This is a genomic window from Oleomonas cavernae (assembly GCF_003590945.1).
GTDB lineage: Bacteria > Pseudomonadota > Alphaproteobacteria > Zavarziniales > Zavarziniaceae > Zavarzinia > Zavarzinia cavernae.
Window position 1 is genome coordinate 1,687,680 of the sequence record NZ_QYUK01000011.1, and the last position, 17,245, is coordinate 1,704,924.

At 67.2% G+C, this 17,245-nt stretch carries 15 protein-coding genes and 3 pseudogenes; 4 read left to right on the plus strand and 14 right to left on the minus strand.

What is annotated here, in order from left to right:
- Positions 1-17: 17 nt before the first annotated feature.
- The 5 genes and pseudogenes from D3874_RS30250 to D3874_RS11875 form a co-directional block, all read right to left on the minus strand.
- Positions 18-1,196: a xanthine dehydrogenase family protein molybdopterin-binding subunit gene (locus D3874_RS30250; protein ID WP_233559922.1), complete on the minus strand. Its 1,179-nt coding sequence runs from the start codon at positions 1,194-1,196 to the stop codon at positions 18-20.
- Positions 1,193-2,161: a molybdopterin cofactor-binding domain-containing protein gene (locus D3874_RS30255; protein WP_233559923.1), complete on the minus strand. Its 969-nt coding sequence runs from the start codon at positions 2,159-2,161 to the stop codon at positions 1,193-1,195. The genes D3874_RS30250 and D3874_RS30255 overlap by 4 nt, the downstream gene beginning before the upstream one ends.
- 4 nt (positions 2,162-2,165) lie before the next feature.
- A complete protein-coding gene (locus D3874_RS11860; protein WP_119778268.1) occupies positions 2,166-2,627 on the minus strand; it encodes a (2Fe-2S)-binding protein in 462 nt (153 codons plus the stop codon).
- Positions 2,628-2,862: 235 nt separating this feature from the next.
- Positions 2,863-3,483, minus strand: coding sequence for a TetR/AcrR family transcriptional regulator (locus tag D3874_RS11865; RefSeq protein ID WP_119778269.1), 621 nt, complete (start codon positions 3,481-3,483; stop codon positions 2,863-2,865).
- A 126-nt stretch (positions 3,484-3,609) separates the two neighbouring features.
- A pseudogene (locus D3874_RS11875) lies at positions 3,610-5,549 on the minus strand (putative bifunctional diguanylate cyclase/phosphodiesterase).
- Between the two features lie 148 nt (positions 5,550-5,697).
- Here D3874_RS11875 and D3874_RS11880 point away from each other — a divergent pair.
- Positions 5,698-6,207 (plus strand): DUF2937 family protein, encoded by a 510-nt coding sequence (locus D3874_RS11880; protein WP_119778272.1) that lies wholly within the window; start codon positions 5,698-5,700, stop codon positions 6,205-6,207.
- Here D3874_RS11880 and hemA read toward each other — a convergent pair.
- Complete coding sequence (gene hemA, locus D3874_RS11885; RefSeq protein ID WP_119778273.1) at positions 6,204-7,415, minus strand: 5-aminolevulinate synthase; 1,212 nt, start codon at positions 7,413-7,415, stop codon at positions 6,204-6,206. The two genes, D3874_RS11880 and hemA, sit on opposite strands and share 4 nt — an antisense overlap.
- A 355-nt stretch (positions 7,416-7,770) precedes the next feature.
- Positions 7,771-7,932, minus strand: coding sequence for a hypothetical protein (locus D3874_RS28525; protein WP_158595951.1), 162 nt, complete (start codon positions 7,930-7,932; stop codon positions 7,771-7,773).
- Between the two features lie 145 nt (positions 7,933-8,077).
- Here D3874_RS28525 and D3874_RS11890 point away from each other — a divergent pair, with 145 nt between their 5' ends.
- The gene (locus D3874_RS11890) at positions 8,078-9,253 is read left to right on the plus strand and encodes a saccharopine dehydrogenase family protein (protein WP_119782264.1); all 1,176 of its coding nucleotides are present in this window, start codon (positions 8,078-8,080) and stop codon (positions 9,251-9,253) included.
- A gap of 127 nt (positions 9,254-9,380) precedes the next feature.
- On the opposite strand, the gene D3874_RS32415 is transcribed toward D3874_RS11890, so the two are convergent.
- The 4 genes and pseudogenes from D3874_RS32415 to D3874_RS11905 all read right to left on the minus strand — a co-directional run bounded on the left by D3874_RS32415 (position 9,381) and on the right by D3874_RS11905 (position 12,479).
- Positions 9,381-9,866 carry an NAD-binding protein gene (locus D3874_RS32415; RefSeq protein WP_456306445.1) on the minus strand — a complete coding sequence of 162 codons (486 nt, stop codon included), beginning with the start codon at positions 9,864-9,866 and terminating at the stop codon, positions 9,381-9,383.
- Positions 9,846-10,270: pseudogene (locus D3874_RS32420) on the minus strand (NAD(P)-binding domain-containing protein); the annotation flags it as partial. The pseudogene D3874_RS32420 and the gene D3874_RS32415, both read right to left, overlap by 21 nt.
- Before the next feature lie 23 nt (positions 10,271-10,293).
- Positions 10,294-11,331 carry an enoyl-CoA hydratase/isomerase family protein gene (locus D3874_RS11900; protein ID WP_119778274.1) on the minus strand — a complete coding sequence of 346 codons (1,038 nt, stop codon included), beginning with the start codon at positions 11,329-11,331 and terminating at the stop codon, positions 10,294-10,296.
- Between the two features lie 5 nt (positions 11,332-11,336).
- On the minus strand, positions 11,337-12,479 hold the full coding sequence (locus D3874_RS11905; protein ID WP_119778275.1) for an isobutyryl-CoA dehydrogenase: 1,143 nt from the start codon (positions 12,477-12,479) through the stop codon (positions 11,337-11,339).
- Between the two features lie 146 nt (positions 12,480-12,625).
- Between D3874_RS11905 and hemB the strand changes: the two genes are divergently transcribed.
- Positions 12,626-13,636 (plus strand): porphobilinogen synthase, encoded by a 1,011-nt coding sequence (gene hemB / locus D3874_RS11910; RefSeq protein WP_119778276.1) that lies wholly within the window; start codon positions 12,626-12,628, stop codon positions 13,634-13,636.
- A gap of 105 nt (positions 13,637-13,741) precedes the next feature.
- On the opposite strand, the gene D3874_RS31155 is transcribed toward hemB, so the two are convergent.
- Positions 13,742-14,650 carry a type III PLP-dependent enzyme domain-containing protein gene (locus D3874_RS31155; RefSeq protein WP_338016752.1) on the minus strand — a complete coding sequence of 303 codons (909 nt, stop codon included), beginning with the start codon at positions 14,648-14,650 and terminating at the stop codon, positions 13,742-13,744.
- 40 nt (positions 14,651-14,690) lie between these two features.
- Positions 14,691-15,062: pseudogene (locus D3874_RS31970) on the minus strand (hypothetical protein); the annotation flags it as partial.
- Here D3874_RS31970 and D3874_RS11925 point away from each other — a divergent pair.
- The gene (locus tag D3874_RS11925; protein ID WP_119778279.1) at positions 15,056-15,949 is read left to right on the plus strand and encodes an oxidoreductase; all 894 of its coding nucleotides are present in this window, start codon (positions 15,056-15,058) and stop codon (positions 15,947-15,949) included. The pseudogene D3874_RS31970 and the gene D3874_RS11925 overlap by 7 nt on opposite strands.
- A gap of 154 nt (positions 15,950-16,103) precedes the next feature.
- Here the strand turns inward: D3874_RS11925 and D3874_RS11930 are convergent, their stop codons facing one another.
- On the minus strand, positions 16,104-17,063 hold the full coding sequence (locus D3874_RS11930) for a hypothetical protein (protein ID WP_119778280.1): 960 nt from the start codon (positions 17,061-17,063) through the stop codon (positions 16,104-16,106).
- Positions 17,064-17,245 lie beyond the last annotated feature (182 nt).

Here is a 17,245-nt window from a genome sequence, read left to right on the forward strand (position 1 = left end):
CGATCGCGTGTCCAGTGCTACACCGACGCCCCTACCATGGGCAGGCGGCGCGGGCGGCCCAGGCCCAAACGGGCCATGGCGTTGGCGACGGCGGGGGCGGCCGGGGGCACGCCCGGTTCGCCGACGCCGGTGGGCGCCTCGGTCGAGGGGACGATGACCACCTCGACTTCCGGCATTTCGTCGATGCGCAAGGAACGATAGGTGTCGAAATTGGTGGGCACGACGCGCCCACCATCCAACGCCACCTCGGCATAGAGGGCATGGCCCAGGCCATAGCCGATGCCGCCTTCCATCTGGGCCCGGATTACGTCCGGGTTGACCGCGATGCCACAGTCGATGGCGCACCAGATCTTGTGGATCTTGGGCACGCCGTCCTTGCCGGCCGAGACCTCCGCGATCTGGGCGACGTAGGAGTTGAAGCTCTCCACCACCGCCACCCCCCTCGCCCGGCCGTCGACCGGCCCGGGGCCGGTCCACTTGGCGGCTTCCGCCACGGCCTTGAGGACCGCGGCGGCACGGGGCGACTTCTCCATCATCGCAAGGCGACCGGCAACCGGATCCTGGCCCGCGGACTCAAGCAACTCGTCCACGAAGGCCTCGACCGCATAGCCGGTGTGGGTATGCCCGACCGAGCGCCACCACAGCACCGGCACGCCCACCGCCGGGCTGTGCAGCTCGCAGCGGAAATCGGCGATCTCGTAGAGCAGTTCGCGCGCGCCCTCGACCGAGGTCGCATCGACACCCTCCTTCACCATCTGAGCGAAGGGCGTGCCGGCGACGATGGACTGGCCGACGATGGTATGGGCCCAGGCGGCGACCTTGCCGTCCTTCACCGACCCTTTCAGGCGGTGGACGTAGAGTGGCCGGTAGTAGCCGCCCTGGATGTCGTCCTCGCGGGTCCAGACCAGCTTCACCGGCTTGCCCGGGCCGATCGCCTTGGCGGCTTCCGCCAATTCGACGGCCAAGTGGGCAGAGGCCTGGGCGCGGCGGCCGAAGCTGCCGCCGGTCAGCAGGGTCTCGATCTCGACCTTGCCCATGGGCAGGCCCAGGACCTTGGCGATGGCCTGGTGGTCGAAGGTGGGGAACTGGCAGCCGAAGCGGGCGACCGCCTTCTGCCCGTCCCAGCTCAGGAAACCGTCCAACGGCTCCATGGGCGCGTGGGCGAGATAGGGGAAGACGTATTCCGCCTCGATCACCTTGCCCCCGCCAGGGCCTTTGCCGCATCGCCATGGGTGCCGGCCACGGCGCCCGGCGTGGCGGCCAGGGCGCGGTATTCCTCGACCAATTGGGCGGTGCCGCGCTTCTCGGCCCCCGTCTCGTCCCACTTGATCTCGAGCAGGTCGCGGGCCTGGCGCGCCGGCCAGAAGCCCTTGGCATAGACGGCTATCCCTGAGGAAAGCTGCTTCACGTCGACCACGCCCGGCACCGCACGGGCCTTGGCCGCATCGAAGGAGGCGACCTTGGCGCCGAACAGCGGCGGATGGGCGACCAGCACCGTCAGCATGCCGGCTTCCTGGACGTCGATGGTGAAGAGCGCCTTGCCAGTTGCCTTGGCGGCACTGTCGAGGCGCTTCACCGGGCCGCGGTCGGTACCGATCAGCTTGAAGTTCTTGGGATCCTTGAGCGGCACGTCGGCCGGCAGGGGCAGCTTGGCCGCGGCCTCCGCGAAGTCGCCGAAGCGCCCCTCCCGCTTGGTCGCGGCATGGCGCAGCACACCCGCCTCCACCGTGATCTCGCCCGCCGGCACACCCCAGCTTTGCGCCGCGGCGGCGACCAGCAGGGCGCGGGCGGCGGCCCCCGCCTTGCGCATCTGCTCGAAGGAATTGGCCATGGCGGTGGAGCCGCCGGTGCCCTGGGCGCCGAAGAACAGGTTCTTGTAGAGCTCGGTATTGGAGGGGGCATGTTCGGCCCGCATTTGGGCCCAGTCCGCATCCATCTCCTCGGCCACCAGAGTGGTCAGGCCGGTGAAGGGCCCCTGGCCGAACTCGATATGCTTGATCAGCACGGTGATCGTGCTGTCGGGCGCCACGCGGACGAAGGCGTTGGGGGCGAAGGCGGCGCCCGGTGTGGCCTGGGCACGGGCGCCGCGCGTCAGGTGCACGCCGATGACGAGGCCGGCCAGGCCCTGGAGGGCGGTGCGGCGGGTGAGTTCGATACCCATGGGATCAACCCTCCAGCGACTTGGCGGCCGCATGGATGGCGGCGCGGATGCGGACATAGGTGGCGCAGCGGCACAGGTTGCCGTTCATGGCCGTGTCGATGTCCGCGTCGGTCGGCTTCTTGTTCGACCGCAGCAGGGCGACGGCGCTCATGATCTGGCCGGACTGGCAATAGCCGCATTGGGGCACGTCGCCGGCTATCCAGGCGGCCTGGATCGCCTTGGCTTCCGGCCCGTCGACGGCCTCGATCGTGGTCACCGTGCTCTCGCCCACGGCGGCGAGCGGATAGGAACAGGAACGCTGGGGCTCGCCGTCCACCAGGACGGTGCAGGCGCCGCACTGGGCTGCACCGCAGCCGAACTTGGTGCCGGTCAGGCCGAGCGAGTCCCGCAGGACCCAAAGAAGCGGCGTGTCGTCGGCAACATCGACGTCACGGCTTGCCCCGTTGACCTTGAGTGTAAGGGTCATGGCTACCTCGCGGAGGCGGAATGAATGTCAATTTGAGCGGGGCGGCACCAGGCCGCCGGGCGTGGCTGTCAGGAACAGTAAGAGGAGCCTATCATCGGCCGACAGCGGCGTTCAATACACGAAATGTACTCGAATCATCAAATAGGTCCAATTGACAGGAGAGGATCATGCAAAGCGAGCGGAGGATCGTGCAAGGACGGCAAGGCCCCTGCGAGCTGGCGTCCGCGCGCCCGCCCTATCGCGGGTGCTTGTCCAGCGCGGCGGTGGCCAGGGTGGCGATGTTGCGCAGGCGGGCGCGGTATTCATCCAGGGTGGCGGTGCCGCCCGTCTTGGCGCCCATCGCCGCCTGGAACAGGGTCTGCGCCACCGCCTCGGGCCCGAGGTCGATGCCGCTGAAACTGATCTCGCCGGCATGGGCGGCGGCGGTCAGCAGCTTCTTCAGGCGGCCCAGATAGGCCTGCTCGAAGGCTTGGTTTTCCTCCAGTTCCACCGCGGCGATCGTCGCGTAAAGCTCGGCCCAGTGCTCGGCATTGCCGAACCATTCGTAGCCGCAGCCGAACTTGGCATCCAGCAGGGCGGCAAGGCGGTCGCGGAACGGCGCCGCCAGTTGCTCGGCGGCCAGGCACTTCTGCTCCGTCAGGCTGCGGGTGCGCGCCAGCATGAAGCGGAAGACATCCTCCTTGCCGGCGAAATGCAGGTACAGCGTCGCCTTGGCCACCCCGGCCTCGCGCGCGATGTCGTCCATCGAGGTGCGCCGGAAGCCATAGCGCCCGAACAGGCGGCGGGCCGCATCGGCGATGTGGTCGGACTTGGGGACGGCACACCCGTCTGCGGGTTTGGAGTCGGGGCGGGACATGGCGCTGGGCGGTTCGATCGATGGACCTGGTTTACTAAAAATACTAATCCAGTCTAGCCGGACTTGCTACGAGTCACCTGCAACCGCCGACAATCTCGCACGCCGAGGAACCTATATCAGCAGGGCCTATCCGAGAACCTGGTTCCTCACCGGCATCGCCGGCTCGGGATCGAAGGCCTGGGTGGCGGCGGGTTCGGCGGCGGGCCGGTGCATCGGCCCGGGCCTGCCCAGCAGATACCCCTGGGCCTCGTCACAGCCCTCGCTCACCAGAAAATCCAGTTGCGCCTGGGTCTCGACCCCTTCGGCCAGGACGGGGATCGCCAGCGCCTTCGCCATTGCCAGCACGGCCCTGACGATGGCGCGGCCCTGGACGCTGTACTCGATTTCCGCGACGAACGATTTGTCGAGCTTGATCTTGTCGAAGGACAGGTGGCGCAAGTTGGCAAGGGACGAATAGCCGGTGCCGAAATCGTCCATGGCCAGCGAAATTCCCATGGCCGTGATCTGGGCCATGATCCGGCGGGCCTTGTCGGGATCACGCAGCAGTATGCTCTCGGTCAATTCGAGTTCGAGCCGCGAGGCCGGCAGGCCGGTCTCGCACAGGGTCCGCTCCAGCATCGGCAGGAGATCTTCGTCGGCAAACTGCACCGGCGAGAGATTGACCGCGATCTTGTGGCGCGAGGGCCAGTGTGCCGCCTCGGCGCAGGCGGTACGCAGCACCCAGGCGCCGATCGGCACGATCAGCCCGGTCGTCTCGGCCAGGGGAATGAAGCGGTCCGGGGGATCTTGCCCAGTTCCGGATGGGTCCAGCGGATCAGCGCCTCGTAACCGACGATGGCGCCGGAACGGGCCGATTGCTGGACCTGGTAGTGGACGGCGAATTCCCCGTTCTCGAGGGCCGATCTCAGATCCCTTACCATGCGCCGTCGCTGCCGGACGGCGGCCTCCATATCGTTGCGGTAGAAGCAGACGGTATCGGGCGAGGCCTTGGCGTGGAGCATCGCCAGATGGGCGCTGTTCAGCAGGGCTGCGGCGCTGTCGCTGTCGTCGGGATAGAAGGCGATGCCGATGCTGGCCCTAAGCGATATTTCGTGGTCGCCCAGATGGATCGGCGCAAAAATCGTGCGTTCCAGCCGTTCGGTGAAGTCGAGGATATTGCCACGGTCCGCAACCTCGGCCAGGGCGGCGAATTGATCGAGGTCGACCGAGACCAGGGCCAGGCGCCGCTCGGACCGCAGCGAGGCGATCGATTGCGTCAGCCAGGCGGTGAAGGTCGAGCGGTTGGGCAGTCTGGTCAGGGCATCGTTTCGGGCGTGAAAGCTGAGTCGCGCCTCGGCGGCGGCCTTGCCGCGGTGATCCACGACATAGCCGGCAAAAGCGGTGCCGACCACCACCAGGCCGACGATGGCGACGGTCAAGGCCAGGGGGACCGTCGACGCCAGCGAGTCCAGGGGCACCAAGGGCGCCAGGGGCACGACGACGAGTGCGGCCATCGCCGTGAAATGCAGCGTCACGATCGTCAGGGTCAGCAGGCCCGCGCTCAACAGGCGATTGCGGTGGGACGCGTCCCTGCTCATGCGGTCGAAGGCCAGGGCGCCCAGCACCATCGCGAGGAGCACGGCGGCCACCGCATAGGCCAGGTCCCATTGCACCCAGGCATCGACCTCATAGGCGCGCATCCCGGCGAAGTGCATCGCGCTGACGGCCTGCCCGAAGGTGGCACCGCCGATGACCGGCGCATAGCGAATATGGGTTTGCAGCAGGATCAGGAACGCCACGAAACAGCCGCCGATCGCGATCATCAGCGAGGTGGCGGTCATCAGGGGTTCGTAGTTTGTGTGCACCCCGCTGTCATAGGCCAGCATGGCGACGAAGTGGGTGCACCAGATCGATGAACCGGCCGCGACGGCATCGATGAAGGCCCAGGTGACGCGCTCCGTCCCCTCGGCCGCCGCCGCCCTGGCGGTCAACCGAACCGTCGTCCAGCAGCCGATGAGGCAGATCAGCGCGGCGAGCGCCACCAGCCATAAATCGTGCTGTCCGGTCAGGCAGGTGAAGACGCGCATTTCGCCGTTCAGTTGTTGTTCATTTAAAACCCAACTCTAGGCGACAGATGGAAATAAAGGCTTAATAGGCCCGCTTTGCCCGCCATGGTTGACATCGACTTGCCGCCCGCGCACTCATGGACCGGATCGCTTAGGCGTGGTGAAAGCGATGATTCGTCACCTGTTTTTGATCCTGCTCGTCATCGCCGGGGGCATCGGCGCCAGCCAGTTGCCCAGCTTTGCCCGCGCCTATGAGCAGCGGCTGGGCGGGGCTTTGGGCGAGGTCCAAAAACTGGTCGACAGCTTCACCGGCCAGGCCCAGGCGGAAGGCCTGGATTTCGATGCCCTGGTGGAGCGCCACCGCGCCTCGCCCGATGTTGCCATCCGCGCCACCGCCGACCGCATGACCGCGCTGGCGGCCCGGCGCAGCGCCCTGGCATCCGAGGCGACGGCGCTGGCCGCGGCCCCCTCGAGCGTGGACAAGCTGGCGATCATCGCAACCAAGGGCGACAACGAGCTGCTGCGCGATACGATCGATACGTTCGAGATCACCGCGACCCTGGACCCGGCGTTCGGCCTCGCCGGCGTCGGCATCGGCTGGCTGGTCTACGGGCTGGTCGCCGGCCTGTTCAACCGGCGCAGCCGGCGGATGACGCCGGGCGGCCTGATCAAGCGTTAAGCCGCGCGCGGCAGACGGGCGGCGGTCCAGATCCGGTCGAGCGCCACCACCAGCCGGTCCATCATGTCGTCGTCGTGGAACGGCGACGGTGTGAAGCGCAGCCGTTCGGTGCCGCGCGGCACCGTCGGGTAGTTGATCGGCTGGACATAGATGCCGTCCTTGGCCAGCAACTCGTCCGAGATCGCCTTGCAGCGCACCGGATCGCCCACCATCACCGGCACGATGTGCGACGGCGTCTGCATCACCGGCAGCCCGGCGGCGGCCAGCTTGCGCTTCAAGGTCGCCGCCCGTTCCTGGTGCCGGGTGCGCAGTTCGGGGTGAGCGCGCAGGTGCTGGATCGAGGCCAGGGCACCGGCGGCGATCACCGGCGCCAGCGAGGTGGTGAAGATGAAGCCGGGCGCATAGGACCGCACGCAGTCGACCATCACCGACGAACCGGTGATATAGCCGCCCATGGCGCCGAACGCCTTGCCCAGGGTGCCCTCGATGATATCGATATCACCCATCACGCCATGGGCCTGGGCGACGCCGGCACCTTCCGGCCCGTAGAGGCCGACGGCATGGACCTCGTCGAGATAGGTCAGCGCGCCGAAGCGGCGGGCGACGTCGACGAAATCGGCCAGGGGGGCGATATCCCCATCCATCGAATAGACGCTCTCGAAGGCAATGATCTTGGGTGCCTTGGGGTCTGATTTCTCAAGCAATTCAACAAGATGCGAGACGTCGTTGTGACGGAAGATGCGCTTGGGCGCGCCGCCGTTGCGGATGCCTTCGATCATCGAGGCATGGTTCAACTCGTCGGAATAGACGGTGACGCCCTTCAGCACCCGGGACAGGGCCGAGAGCGCCGCCTCGTTCGAGACATAGCCCGAGGAGAACAGCAACGCCGCTTCCTTGCCGTGGAGACTGGCCAGTTCCTGCTCCAGCAGCACATGGGCATGGGTGGTGCCGGAAATGTTGCGGGTGCCGCCGGCGCCGGCACCATAGGTATCCAGCGCCTGATGCATCGCCGAGAGCACCGTGCTGTTCTGGCCCTGCCCCAGATAATCGTTCGAGCACCACACGACGATATCGCGCTGGCCATCCGGCCCATGCCAAGTGGCGCGGGGAAACTGGCCGCAATGGCGCTTCAGGTCGGCGAAGACCCGGTAGCGGCCTTCCCGCTTGAGGTCGGCAATGGCGGCAGCAAATTTATCGTCGTAGGTCATTCGCCCTATCCCAGTTGCCGTGAACCTTGGGCGCACCGGTTTGTGATCACACCCCGACACGTTGTCGCATCATCGCAGGGCTTGGTTCACAAATTCTAATCGGCGCACCCCACCGGTGCAAACTGATCATTGGGACTAGGCTGCTCGGGTTTTGGCGGGGCGACCATGACATAGGTCATTTTCGCGCCGCGGCTGGGGTTGGACGGTGATGCGCCCCCCGGCGCATCACCGCCCGGTCGCCGCCAATCCCCCGATCGGGCGACCGCCGCCGGCGGACCGGCGGCACGGGCATATAGTGCTGCACCACTCGGGTTTGCGCTGTGACCGGCGGCACACCCGGTCGCTTTTAAGGCGGCTAGACCACCAGCGGTTCTTGTACCGCGCAACCGGGACCGCTGGGGCTCTCGGTGACCGGCGGATTCTCGTGGGGCGGCCCCGGGTCGGCCTCGTCCGCCCGGGCCGGGCCGGCGACGGCGGCAAGCAGGATCAGAAACGGCAAAAGACGGCGGGCAAGCATCGGGCGGGTTTCCTCTCGCGAACGCTCGAGCCTCAGGATACGCCTGTCTCGACGGCTGTCAGTGATCGACGTCACCCCCCAAGTCGAGGCTTTGAGGCAATAGCGAATGTGCTATGGCTCCCGCTCCATCGAGGAGGAAACGCCCATGAAGAAGACGGCGGAATTCGACATCATCGTCTACGGCGCGACCGGCTACACCGGTCGCCTGGTCGCCGAATATCTCGCCCAGCGCCATGGCGTGGGCGGTGACGTCAACTGGGCCATGGCCGGGCGCAGCGCGGCGAAATTGGCCCAGGTGCGCGACGAGATCGGCGCCCCGGCGAACACCCCGCTGGTGATCGCCGACGCGGACAACCCCGCCTCGCTGGCCGCCATGGTCGCCCGCACCAGGGCGGTGCTGACCACGGTCGGCCCCTATCAGCTTTACGGCGACGCGCTGGTCGCCGCCTGCGCGGAGGGCGGCACCGACTATCTCGACCTGTGCGGCGAGACCCCGTGGATGCGCAAGGTGATCCTTGCCCACGACGCCACGGCCAAGCGCACGGGCGCCCGCATCACCCTGTCCTGCGGCTTCGACTCGATCCCCTTCGAACTGGGCGTGTTCTTCCTCCAGGAAACCGCCCGGGCGAAGCTCGGCGCGCCGGTCGCCCGCGCCAAGGGCCGGGTTCGCGGCCTGAAAGGCACATTCTCGGGCGGCACGGCGGCCAGCGGCGCTGCGACCATGGCCTTGGCGGCCAAGGACCCGGATGTGATGGCCCAGCTCATGAATCCCTTCTCGCTGGTGCCGGGCTTCGAAGGGCCGGCGCAGCCCCACGGCATGGCGCCCGAGTTCGATCAGGACGTCGAAAGCTGGGTCGCCCCCTTCATCATGGCGACCATCAATTCGCGCAATATCCACCGTTCCAACGCCTTGCAGGGCCACGCCTGGGGCCTGGATTTCGTCTATGACGAGATGATGATCGCCGGCCCCGGCCCACAGGGCGAGGCGACCGCGAAGGCCATCGCCGGCGCCGGCTTAGGCCTGGGCGCGAACCCGCCCAAGCCGGGTGAAGGCCCCAGCAAGGAGGAGCGCGAAACCGGCTTCTACGACGTGCTGTTCATCGGCTTTGGCCCGGACGGTCAACAGGTCCGCGTCAGCGTGAAGGGCGACAGGGATCCCGGCTACGGCTCGACCTGCAAGATCATCAGCGAGGCGGCGATCTGCCTGGTCAAGGACTGCGCCGACACGCCCGGCGGCGTCTGGGTGCCGGGTGCCGCGATGGGCGGGAAGCTCATCGACCGGCTGGCCGCCAATGCCGGGCTGACGTTCACCGTGGAGTAACCCCACTCATTCGTCATCCCGGCGAAGGCCGGGATCCACTGTCGTGGAACACTGGGGCAGACCCGTATTGCCACCGCTGTGGATCCCGGCCTTCGCCGGGATGACGATAGTGGTTACGTGACTTGGCTTACAGCTTCCCGCGCAGCAGGTTGATGATGCCGGAGAAGTCGGTGCCGCCGTGGCCGGCCGCTTCATAGAGCGAGTAGAGGCTCTCGGCATGGGCGCCCAGGGGTACCGAGGCGCCGGCCTTGGCTGCCGCTTCCTGGGCCAGCTTCAGGTCCTTCAGCATCATCGAGACGGCGAAACCGGGCTTGTAGTCGCGGTTGGCCGGGCTGGTCGGCACCGGGCCGGGGACCGGGCAATAGGAGGTCAGCGACCAGCTCTGGCCCGAGGCCTTGGACGAGATGTCGAACAGTTTCTGGTGATCGAGGCCCAGCTTCTCGGCGAGCGCAAAAGCCTCGCAGGTCGCGATCATGGAAATGCCCAAGATCATGTTGTTGCAGATCTTGGCGGCCTGGCCGTTGCCCGGGCCGCCCGCGTGGATGATCGCCTTGCCCATGGCCTCCAGCACCGGCTTGGCTTTCTCGAAAGCCGCGTCCTGGCCGCCGACCATGAAGGTCAGGGTGCCGGCCTCGGCCCGCCGACGCCGCCCGACACCGGGGCATCGACCATGGCATGGCCGGCCGTCTCGGCCGCCGCGATCACCTCGCGCGCGGTGGCGACGTCGATGGTCGAGCAATCGATCAGCAGGGTGCCCTTGGCGACCGAGGCGATCACCCCGCCCTCGCCCGTGTAGACCGATTTCACATGGGCGCCGGCCGGCAGCATGGTGACCACCACCTCGGCCCCCGCGGCCGCGGCACCCGGGCTGGCGGCCGAGGTGGCGCCGGCGGCGATCAGGCCGTCGACGGCGGATTTGGACAGGTCGAACACGGTCAGGGCGTGGCCGGCCTTGACCAGGTTGCGCGCCATGGGACCGCCCATGTTGCCGAGACCGATGAAGGCGATGCGTGCCATGGGATGTTTCCTCTTTCGTAAACTTAGGCGGCCAGGTCGAGGTCGCCCTGGGGCGGCGTCGCAAAGGCGGCATTGACGATGGCCGGGGTAACCTCTTCCAGCGCGGCGGGCTGCCACCTGGGCGCCTGGTCCTTGTCGATGATCACGGCGCGCACGCCTTCATAGAAGTCGTGGCCGGTGACGATCGCCTGGGTCAGGCGGTATTCCAGGCGCATGCAATCCTCGAAATCGAGGCGGGCGCCTTCCTGCAACTGGCGCAGGGTGAACTTCATGCTGGTGGGCGACTTGGTGCGCAGGGTCGCAGCTTGCGCCTTGCCAAAATCCGAGCCATCCGCATCGAGAGCGGCGAGGATGGCCTCGACACTGTCGCCGGCGAACAGGCGATCGATCGCGGCGCGGTTGGCATCGATCGGCGCCGGGCCGGCGTCGGTGGCGACCGCGGCCAGGGCGGCATCGACCGCCTCGCCCGCCGCCAGCCGCTCGACCAGGCCGTCCAGGGCGGCCGAGGGCACGAAGTGGCTGGCGATGCCGGCGTGGACGCAATCGGCCGCCTTCAGGCGCGCGCCGGTCAGCCCCAGATAGATGCCGACCTTGCCGGGCAGGCGCGGCAGGAAATAGGTGCCGCCCACGTCCGGGAACAGGCCGATGCCGGTCTCGGGCATGGCGAACAGGGTCTTCTCGGTCGCCACCCAATGACTGCCGTGGGCCGAGACGCCGACGCCGCCGCCCATGACGATGCCGTCGACCAGCGCGATGTAGGGCTTGGGATAGCGTTTGATCAGCGTATTCAGGCGGTATTCGTCGGCCCAGAACTGCAGGGCGCCGCCATCGCCGGCCTTGCCGGAATCATGCAGGAAGCGGATGTCGCCGCCGGCGCAGAAGGCCTTTTCCCCCGCCCCGCGCACCACCACGGCGGTGACCGCCGGATCGACCGCCCAGGCCTTCAGCGCATCGCGCATGGCCAGGCACATGCCCAAGGTCAGGGCGTTCAGCGCCTTGGGCCGGTTCAGGGTGATCAGGCCGATGGCACCACGCTGCTCGAACAAAACTTCCGCTTCCATGGACCTTACCGCCCCTCGATGAGTTTGCGCGCCACGATCACGCGCATGATCTCGTTGGTGCCTTCGAGGATCTGGTGCACCCGCAGGTCACGCAGGAAGCGCTCGATGGGGAAATCCTTCAGGTAGCCGTAACCGCCGTGGATCTGCAGCGCGTCGTTGACGACGTTGAAGCTGGCGTCGGTGGCAAAGCGCTTGGCCATGGCGCAGGCCTGGGTGGCGTTGGCATCCTTGGCATCGAGCAGGCAGGCGCCGCGGTGGACCATCAGCCGTGCCGCATCGAGTTCCGTCGCCATGTCGGCCAGCTTGAACTGGATCGCCTGGAGCGTGGCCAGGGGCTTGCCGAACTGCTGGCGGTCGCGGGCGTAGTCGATGGCGAGTTCCAGCGAGCGCCGGGCGCCGCCCAGGGAGCAGGCGGCGATGTTCAGGCGGCCGCCATCCAGGCCCATCATGGCGATCTTGAAACCGTCGCCCTCGTTGCCGACACGGTTGGCCACCGGCACCCGGCAATCCTCGAAGATCACCTGGGCGGTGGGCTGGGAGTTCCAGCCCAGCTTGCGTTCCTGTGCCCCGAAGGAGAGGCCCGGCGTGCCCTTCTCGACCACGATGCAGGTGATGCCCGAGGCCCCCGGCCCGCCGGTGCGCACCATGCAGACATAGACGTCCGACACGCCGCCGCCCGAAATGAACGCCTTGGTGCCATTCAGCACGTAAGTGTCGCCGTCCAACACCGCGCGGGTCTTGAGTGCGGCGGCATCCGATCCTGCCCCCGGCTCGGTCAGGCAGTAGGACGCCAGCCAGTCCATGGTGGTGAGTTTCGGCAGGAAGCGCTGGCGCAGATCGTCGGCGCCGAAGCGGTCGATCATCCAGGAGGCCATGTTGTGGATCGAGATGAAGGCCGCGGTGGAGGGGCAGGCCGCCGCCAGTTCCTCGAAGATCAGCGCCGAATCGATGCGCTGCAGGCCCGAGCCGCCGACATCGTCCTGGACATAGATGCCGCCGAAACCAAGCGCCGCAGCGGCCCGGAGCGTGTCGACCGGCAGTTCCTTGCGCTCGTCCCAATCCGCGGCAAAGGGCGCCATGCGTTCTTGCGCGAAGGCGCGCGCGGTATCGCGAAAAGCGCGCTGGTCTTCGGTCAGCTCGAAATTCATGGATGCTCCCTCAATCGGGGCCGACTGTATGGCCGCCTCCCCCCTTGTCAACTGCGCCCCCCGCAGAACCATTGTGCGGCGGTGCGACCCTTGCACCCGGTGGCCCAAGGGATTACTGCACAAGCAGACGACGCGAGCGAGATGTCATGGCCTTTACCCCGTCCTCCGGTCCCTGCTTCCCCACCACCCGCCTGCGGCGGCCCCGCGCCCATGACTGGTCGCGCCGCCTGGTGGGCGAAAGCCGGCTGTCGGTCGACGACCTGATCTGGCCGATCTTCGTCACCGACGGCCCCGATGCGGGGGCGGAAGTCTCGTCCATGCCCGGCGTGATCCGCCGCGACGTGGCCGGCGCAGTCGAGGCGGCCGAGGAAGCGGCGAGCCTGGGGATTCCCGCCCTGGCCCTGTTCCCGCAGACCGACCCGGGCCTGAAAGACCCGCAAGGCAGCTACGCCCTCGACCCCGAGAACCTGGTGTGCCGGGCCGTGCGGGCGATCAAGGATTCAGGCGCCAAGGTCGGCCTGGTCTGCGACGTGGCGCTCGACCCCTACACCAGCCACGGCCATGACGGCGTGCTCGAGAACGGCTGCATCCTCAACGACGAGTCCGTGGCGCTGCTGGTCTCGCAGGCCCTGGTCCTGGCCGAGGCGGGGGCCGATGTCGTCGCGCCCTCCGACATGATGGACGGCCGCGTGGGGGCGATCCGCCACGCCCTGGACAATGCCGGGCGGCAGGACGTGATGATCTGCGCCTATGCCGCCAAATATGCCTCCGCCTTCTATGGCCCCTTCCGCGACGCGGTGGGTTCGGCCGCGAACCTGGGCCAGGGCGACAAGCGCACCTACCAGATGAACCCCGGCAACCGCGACGAGGCCCTGCGCGAAGTGGCCCTCGACCTGGCCGAGGGCGCCGACATGGTGATGGTGAAACCGGGCCTGCCCTACCTCGACATCATCGCCGCGGTGAAACAGGAATTCGGCGCGCCGACCTTCGCCTACCAGGTCTCGGGCGAATACGCGATGATCAGGGCCGCCGCGCTCAACGGCTGGATCGACGGCGACAAGGCCATGGTCGAATCCCTCCTCGCCTTCAAGCGCGCCGGCGCGGACGCCGTCCTCACCTACTTCGCCCCGATGGTCGCACGGTTGCTGGGGCGCTGAAGACTTACCCCACCCGTCATTCCGGCGAAGGCCGGAATCCATTCTGGGGCAGCGCGCGACGTCTCTATGGATTCCGGCCTTCGCCGGAATGACGGCGGGAGGCGTTTAAGTATCCCGGCTGGTTACCAGGCGGTTGGGGCCTTCGGGGTCCACCGCGTCGCCGATCTCGACCACCGTGTCGGTGTAGAAGCCGTTGAAATTGCTGGCGAGCGCGTTGGAATAGGCGCCGACCTGGGCGATTTCGATCCAGTCGCCGTCGGTGACGTCGTCGGGCAGGACGAAGGGCTCGGGCATCACGTCCAGGCTGTCGCAGGTCGGCCCGAAGATGCGGAACGGGGCGAATTCGCGCGACATCGGCGCGCCGCCCTTGCGGATCAGGCGCACCGGCGGGGTCAGCTTGCTGATGTTGAGTTCCGACAGGGAGCCGTAGATACCGTCGTTAATGTAGAGGCTGGAGCCCTTGCGCAGGTGCACCTGCACCAGCAGGGTGCAACCCTCCACCACCAGGGCGCGGCCCGGCTCGCACAGCACGTCACACCCCGGCGGCAGATCCAGCTTGGCGACCGCGTCCTTGATGGTCTTGAAGAACACGTCGAGCGGCGCGATCTGGGTGCCGCGATAGTGCGCCGGGAAACCGCCGCCGACATTGAGGTAGCGCAGCGGCACGCCGGCCAGGCGCATCACCTCGCCGGCATCGGCGATCGCCTTGGAATAGGCTTCCGGCGTCCGGCACTGGCTGCCGACGTGGAAGCTGATCGCCGGGATATAGCCGCGGCGGGCGACATCCTGGAGCAGGCGCACCGCCTCGTCCTTGGTCGCGCCGAATTTCAGCGACAGGTCGAAGGCGGCATAGCCGGACGCCGTCTGCAGGCGCACCTGGATCACGTCGGGGTGCTTGCCCACCTCCTCCTCGATTTTGTCCAACTCGTCGACGGAATCGACCACCCAGGCCTCCAGGCCATAGATCTTGTCGGCCGCCTCGATCGCCGCGGCCCTTGACCGGGTGGTTGAAATAGCATTGGGCGTCGGGCAGCAGTTCCTGGACCTGGGCGATCTCGACCAGCGACGCCGTGTCGTAGTGGCGGATGCCGGCCTTCCACAGGGAGGTCAAAACCAGCGGATGGGGATTGCATTTCACCGCATAGAGCACCCGGCCGGGAAAGCCTTTGAGGAAGGTCTCGGCACTGCGTTCCAGGCGATCAGGATGGACGCACAGCACTGGGTAGCTGGGGTCGAGCACGTCGACGACCTGATCGACCGTCGAAAATCGCCTGTATTTCATGCCGCCCTCCGGGGTGCCGCTCGAATCGCCTGACCCAGCATGATGGCCTTGCCCCGTGTCGGGAAGATGTCGTCCCCCACAAACGGACGATCCGCCGTGCCGCCGCCCGCGCCATGGTGCCGTGGGAGGACTTAGAAATGCCATGGACACCCGCCGACATGCCCGACCTCAACGGCAAGGTCGCCCTCGTCACCGGCGCCAACCGGGGCCTGGGCTTCGAGACCGCCAAGGCGCTGGCCGGCCGGGGGGCCCGGGTGATCATCGTCTGCCGCGACCTGATCCTGGGCTCGGAGGCCGCCGCCAGGATGGGCGGCAAGGTCGAGGTCGTGACCATCGCCCTCGACGACCTCGCCTCGATCGAGGCGGGCGCCGCCGAGATCGCCCGCCGGACCGATCACCTGGATATCGTGGTCAACAATGCCGGCCTGTTCGGCGTCGATTTCACCAAGACCAAGCAGGGATTCGAATATCACTTCGGCACCAACCACCTGGGCCATTTTGCCTTGACCCTCAAGCTGTGGCCCCTGCTGGCAACGGCGCGGGTGGTGACGGTCACCAGCGCCATGTACCGCCGGGCCAAGATCGATTTCGATGACCTCGGATGGCAAAAGCGGCCCTATTCCAAATGGCAGGCCTATGCCGATTCAAAGCTCGCCAACCTGCTGTTCGCCGAGGAATTGCAGCGCCGCTTCGACGCCGCCGGCTTCAAGGCCACCAGCGTGCTGGCCCACCCCGGCTATGCCGCGACCAACAGCCCGTTCGGCGGCCGCTCGATGAAACCCAATTTCGGTGAGGTGATCATGCTGATCCTGGGCAACCTGCTGATGGCGCAGAGCCCGGCCATGGGCGCCCAGCCCAGCCTGATGGCGGCAACCGACGCGCAAGCCCGTGGCGGCGATCTCTATGGCCCGACCAGGATGGGCGGCATGCGCGGCGCGCCCGCCAAGGCCGACAAGAAGATCGCACCCGATCCAGCACTCGCCCTGCGCCTGTGGCAGGTCTCATCCGGGCTGACCGGGGTTGCGGTCTGAGGCTGTCAGGCGCGTTGTGCGTCCTTCGAGACGCCACTCTTCGAGTGGCTCCTCAGGATGAGGAGAATCTTTATGCCACAACAATTTTCCTCATCCTGAGGAGGCCCGAAGGGCCGTCTCGAAGGACGCACAACGTCTCTGCCAGGTGCGGCGCCTATTCCGGGGCGAGGCCGATGCGTGCGCGCACCTCGTCGATGGGCAGGGCGACCAGGGGCCAGAAATCCCAATTGTCCGACAGGTCGGTAGTCATCGCGCCACCGCGTTCGATAGCGCGAAAGAAACGCGGGGCGAGGCCCGGCTCGGCCATGATGCTCTTCACGGTGGGCTGTTTCACCGGGGTCACGTTGAGCCCCGCGCCGAAGGTCAGTTGCGCGAAGAGAATGACGTAGAACGGGTTCTGCCGGCGGAAGCCGGCCATGAGGGCGGCGACCAGCGTCTCCTCCGCCGGCGTGACGCCGTAGCCGCCCAGCACATGGGAGAAATCGTGATAGACGCCCGCCAGGGGAAAGCCGAATTTCTCGCCGGGAAAACCAAAGCTGTTGTCGCGGTAGTGGCGGAAGAAACGGCCGCCCAGCGACTCCGCATCCAGGTCGGCGAAAGCGGTGAAGCGCGCCGCGAGCGCCGGATCCTCGTGCAGGCCACGCAGGCCCAGGACCGCTTCGGCCACGCCGCGGATGCCGCCATGGTGCAGGTACTGGTCCTTCAGCAGCCCGCCGATATGGGAATGGCGCAGGAAGTCGAGGCGGAACAGCAGCATGTGATGTTCCATCATCTTCTGCATGGTGCGCAGCGCCGGCAGGTCGACCTGCAACGCCTTGGCGAATTCGGTGATCCGGCCCCAGGCGGCAGGCGAAGCCGGCCCGTCGGCCAGGCTCACCACGATCATGCCCTGGACCAGTTGCTGTGCCACGGGGGCCGACAGGCCCGCCGCCAGTTCGGCCGGCGCTATCGGCTCGAGTTCGTCGAGCGGGACGTGGAGATCGAGCAGGAAATCCTGGGCGGCCGCGATCATGGCGCCTGCCGCAGGCCCGATCTCGCCATCCGCCTGTGCCACCATACGCATCGCACGCAGGCCCAGGAGCGCTTCCTCGGGGCCTGGATGAATAAGCTGCATCGAACATCCCTCCGGCGCATGGGCCGGGGCGAATCATGCACGTGGGCCTTTGCAGGCGCAACGCGTCGGGGAAGTTGAAGCGGGCGGGCGCGACCTTGCCTGATTCAGGTAGGGCGGACCATAACCAGAAGGCTTCATCTGGCCCCCAACTCATGTTCAAGTCGGGACATGACAAGCCTTGC

Coding starts and splice junctions, on each gene's coding strand:
- D3874_RS30255 (WP_233559923.1), bottom strand. CDS start 2,161: ATGGGTATCGAACTCACCCGCCGCACCGCCCTCCAGGGCCTGGCCGGC.
- D3874_RS11860 (WP_119778268.1), bottom strand. CDS start 2,627: ATGACCCTTACACTCAAGGTCAACGGGGCAAGCCGTGACGTCGATGTT.
- D3874_RS11865 (WP_119778269.1), bottom strand. CDS start 3,483: ATGTCCCGCCCCGACTCCAAACCCGCAGACGGGTGTGCCGTCCCCAAG.
- D3874_RS11880 (WP_119778272.1), top strand. CDS start 5,698: ATGATTCGTCACCTGTTTTTGATCCTGCTCGTCATCGCCGGGGGCATC.
- hemA (WP_119778273.1), bottom strand. CDS start 7,415: ATGACCTACGACGATAAATTTGCTGCCGCCATTGCCGACCTCAAGCGG.
- D3874_RS28525 (WP_158595951.1), bottom strand. CDS start 7,932: ATGCTTGCCCGCCGTCTTTTGCCGTTTCTGATCCTGCTTGCCGCCGTC.
- D3874_RS11890 (WP_119782264.1), top strand. CDS start 8,078: ATGAAGAAGACGGCGGAATTCGACATCATCGTCTACGGCGCGACCGGC.
- D3874_RS32415 (WP_456306445.1), bottom strand. CDS start 9,866: ATGGTCGGCGGCCAGGACGCGGCTTTCGAGAAAGCCAAGCCGGTGCTG.
- D3874_RS11900 (WP_119778274.1), bottom strand. CDS start 11,331: ATGGAAGCGGAAGTTTTGTTCGAGCAGCGTGGTGCCATCGGCCTGATC.
- D3874_RS11905 (WP_119778275.1), bottom strand. CDS start 12,479: ATGAATTTCGAGCTGACCGAAGACCAGCGCGCTTTTCGCGATACCGCG.
- hemB (WP_119778276.1), top strand. CDS start 12,626: ATGGCCTTTACCCCGTCCTCCGGTCCCTGCTTCCCCACCACCCGCCTG.
- D3874_RS11925 (WP_119778279.1), top strand. CDS start 15,056: ATGCCATGGACACCCGCCGACATGCCCGACCTCAACGGCAAGGTCGCC.
- D3874_RS11930 (WP_119778280.1), bottom strand. CDS start 17,063: ATGCAGCTTATTCATCCAGGCCCCGAGGAAGCGCTCCTGGGCCTGCGT.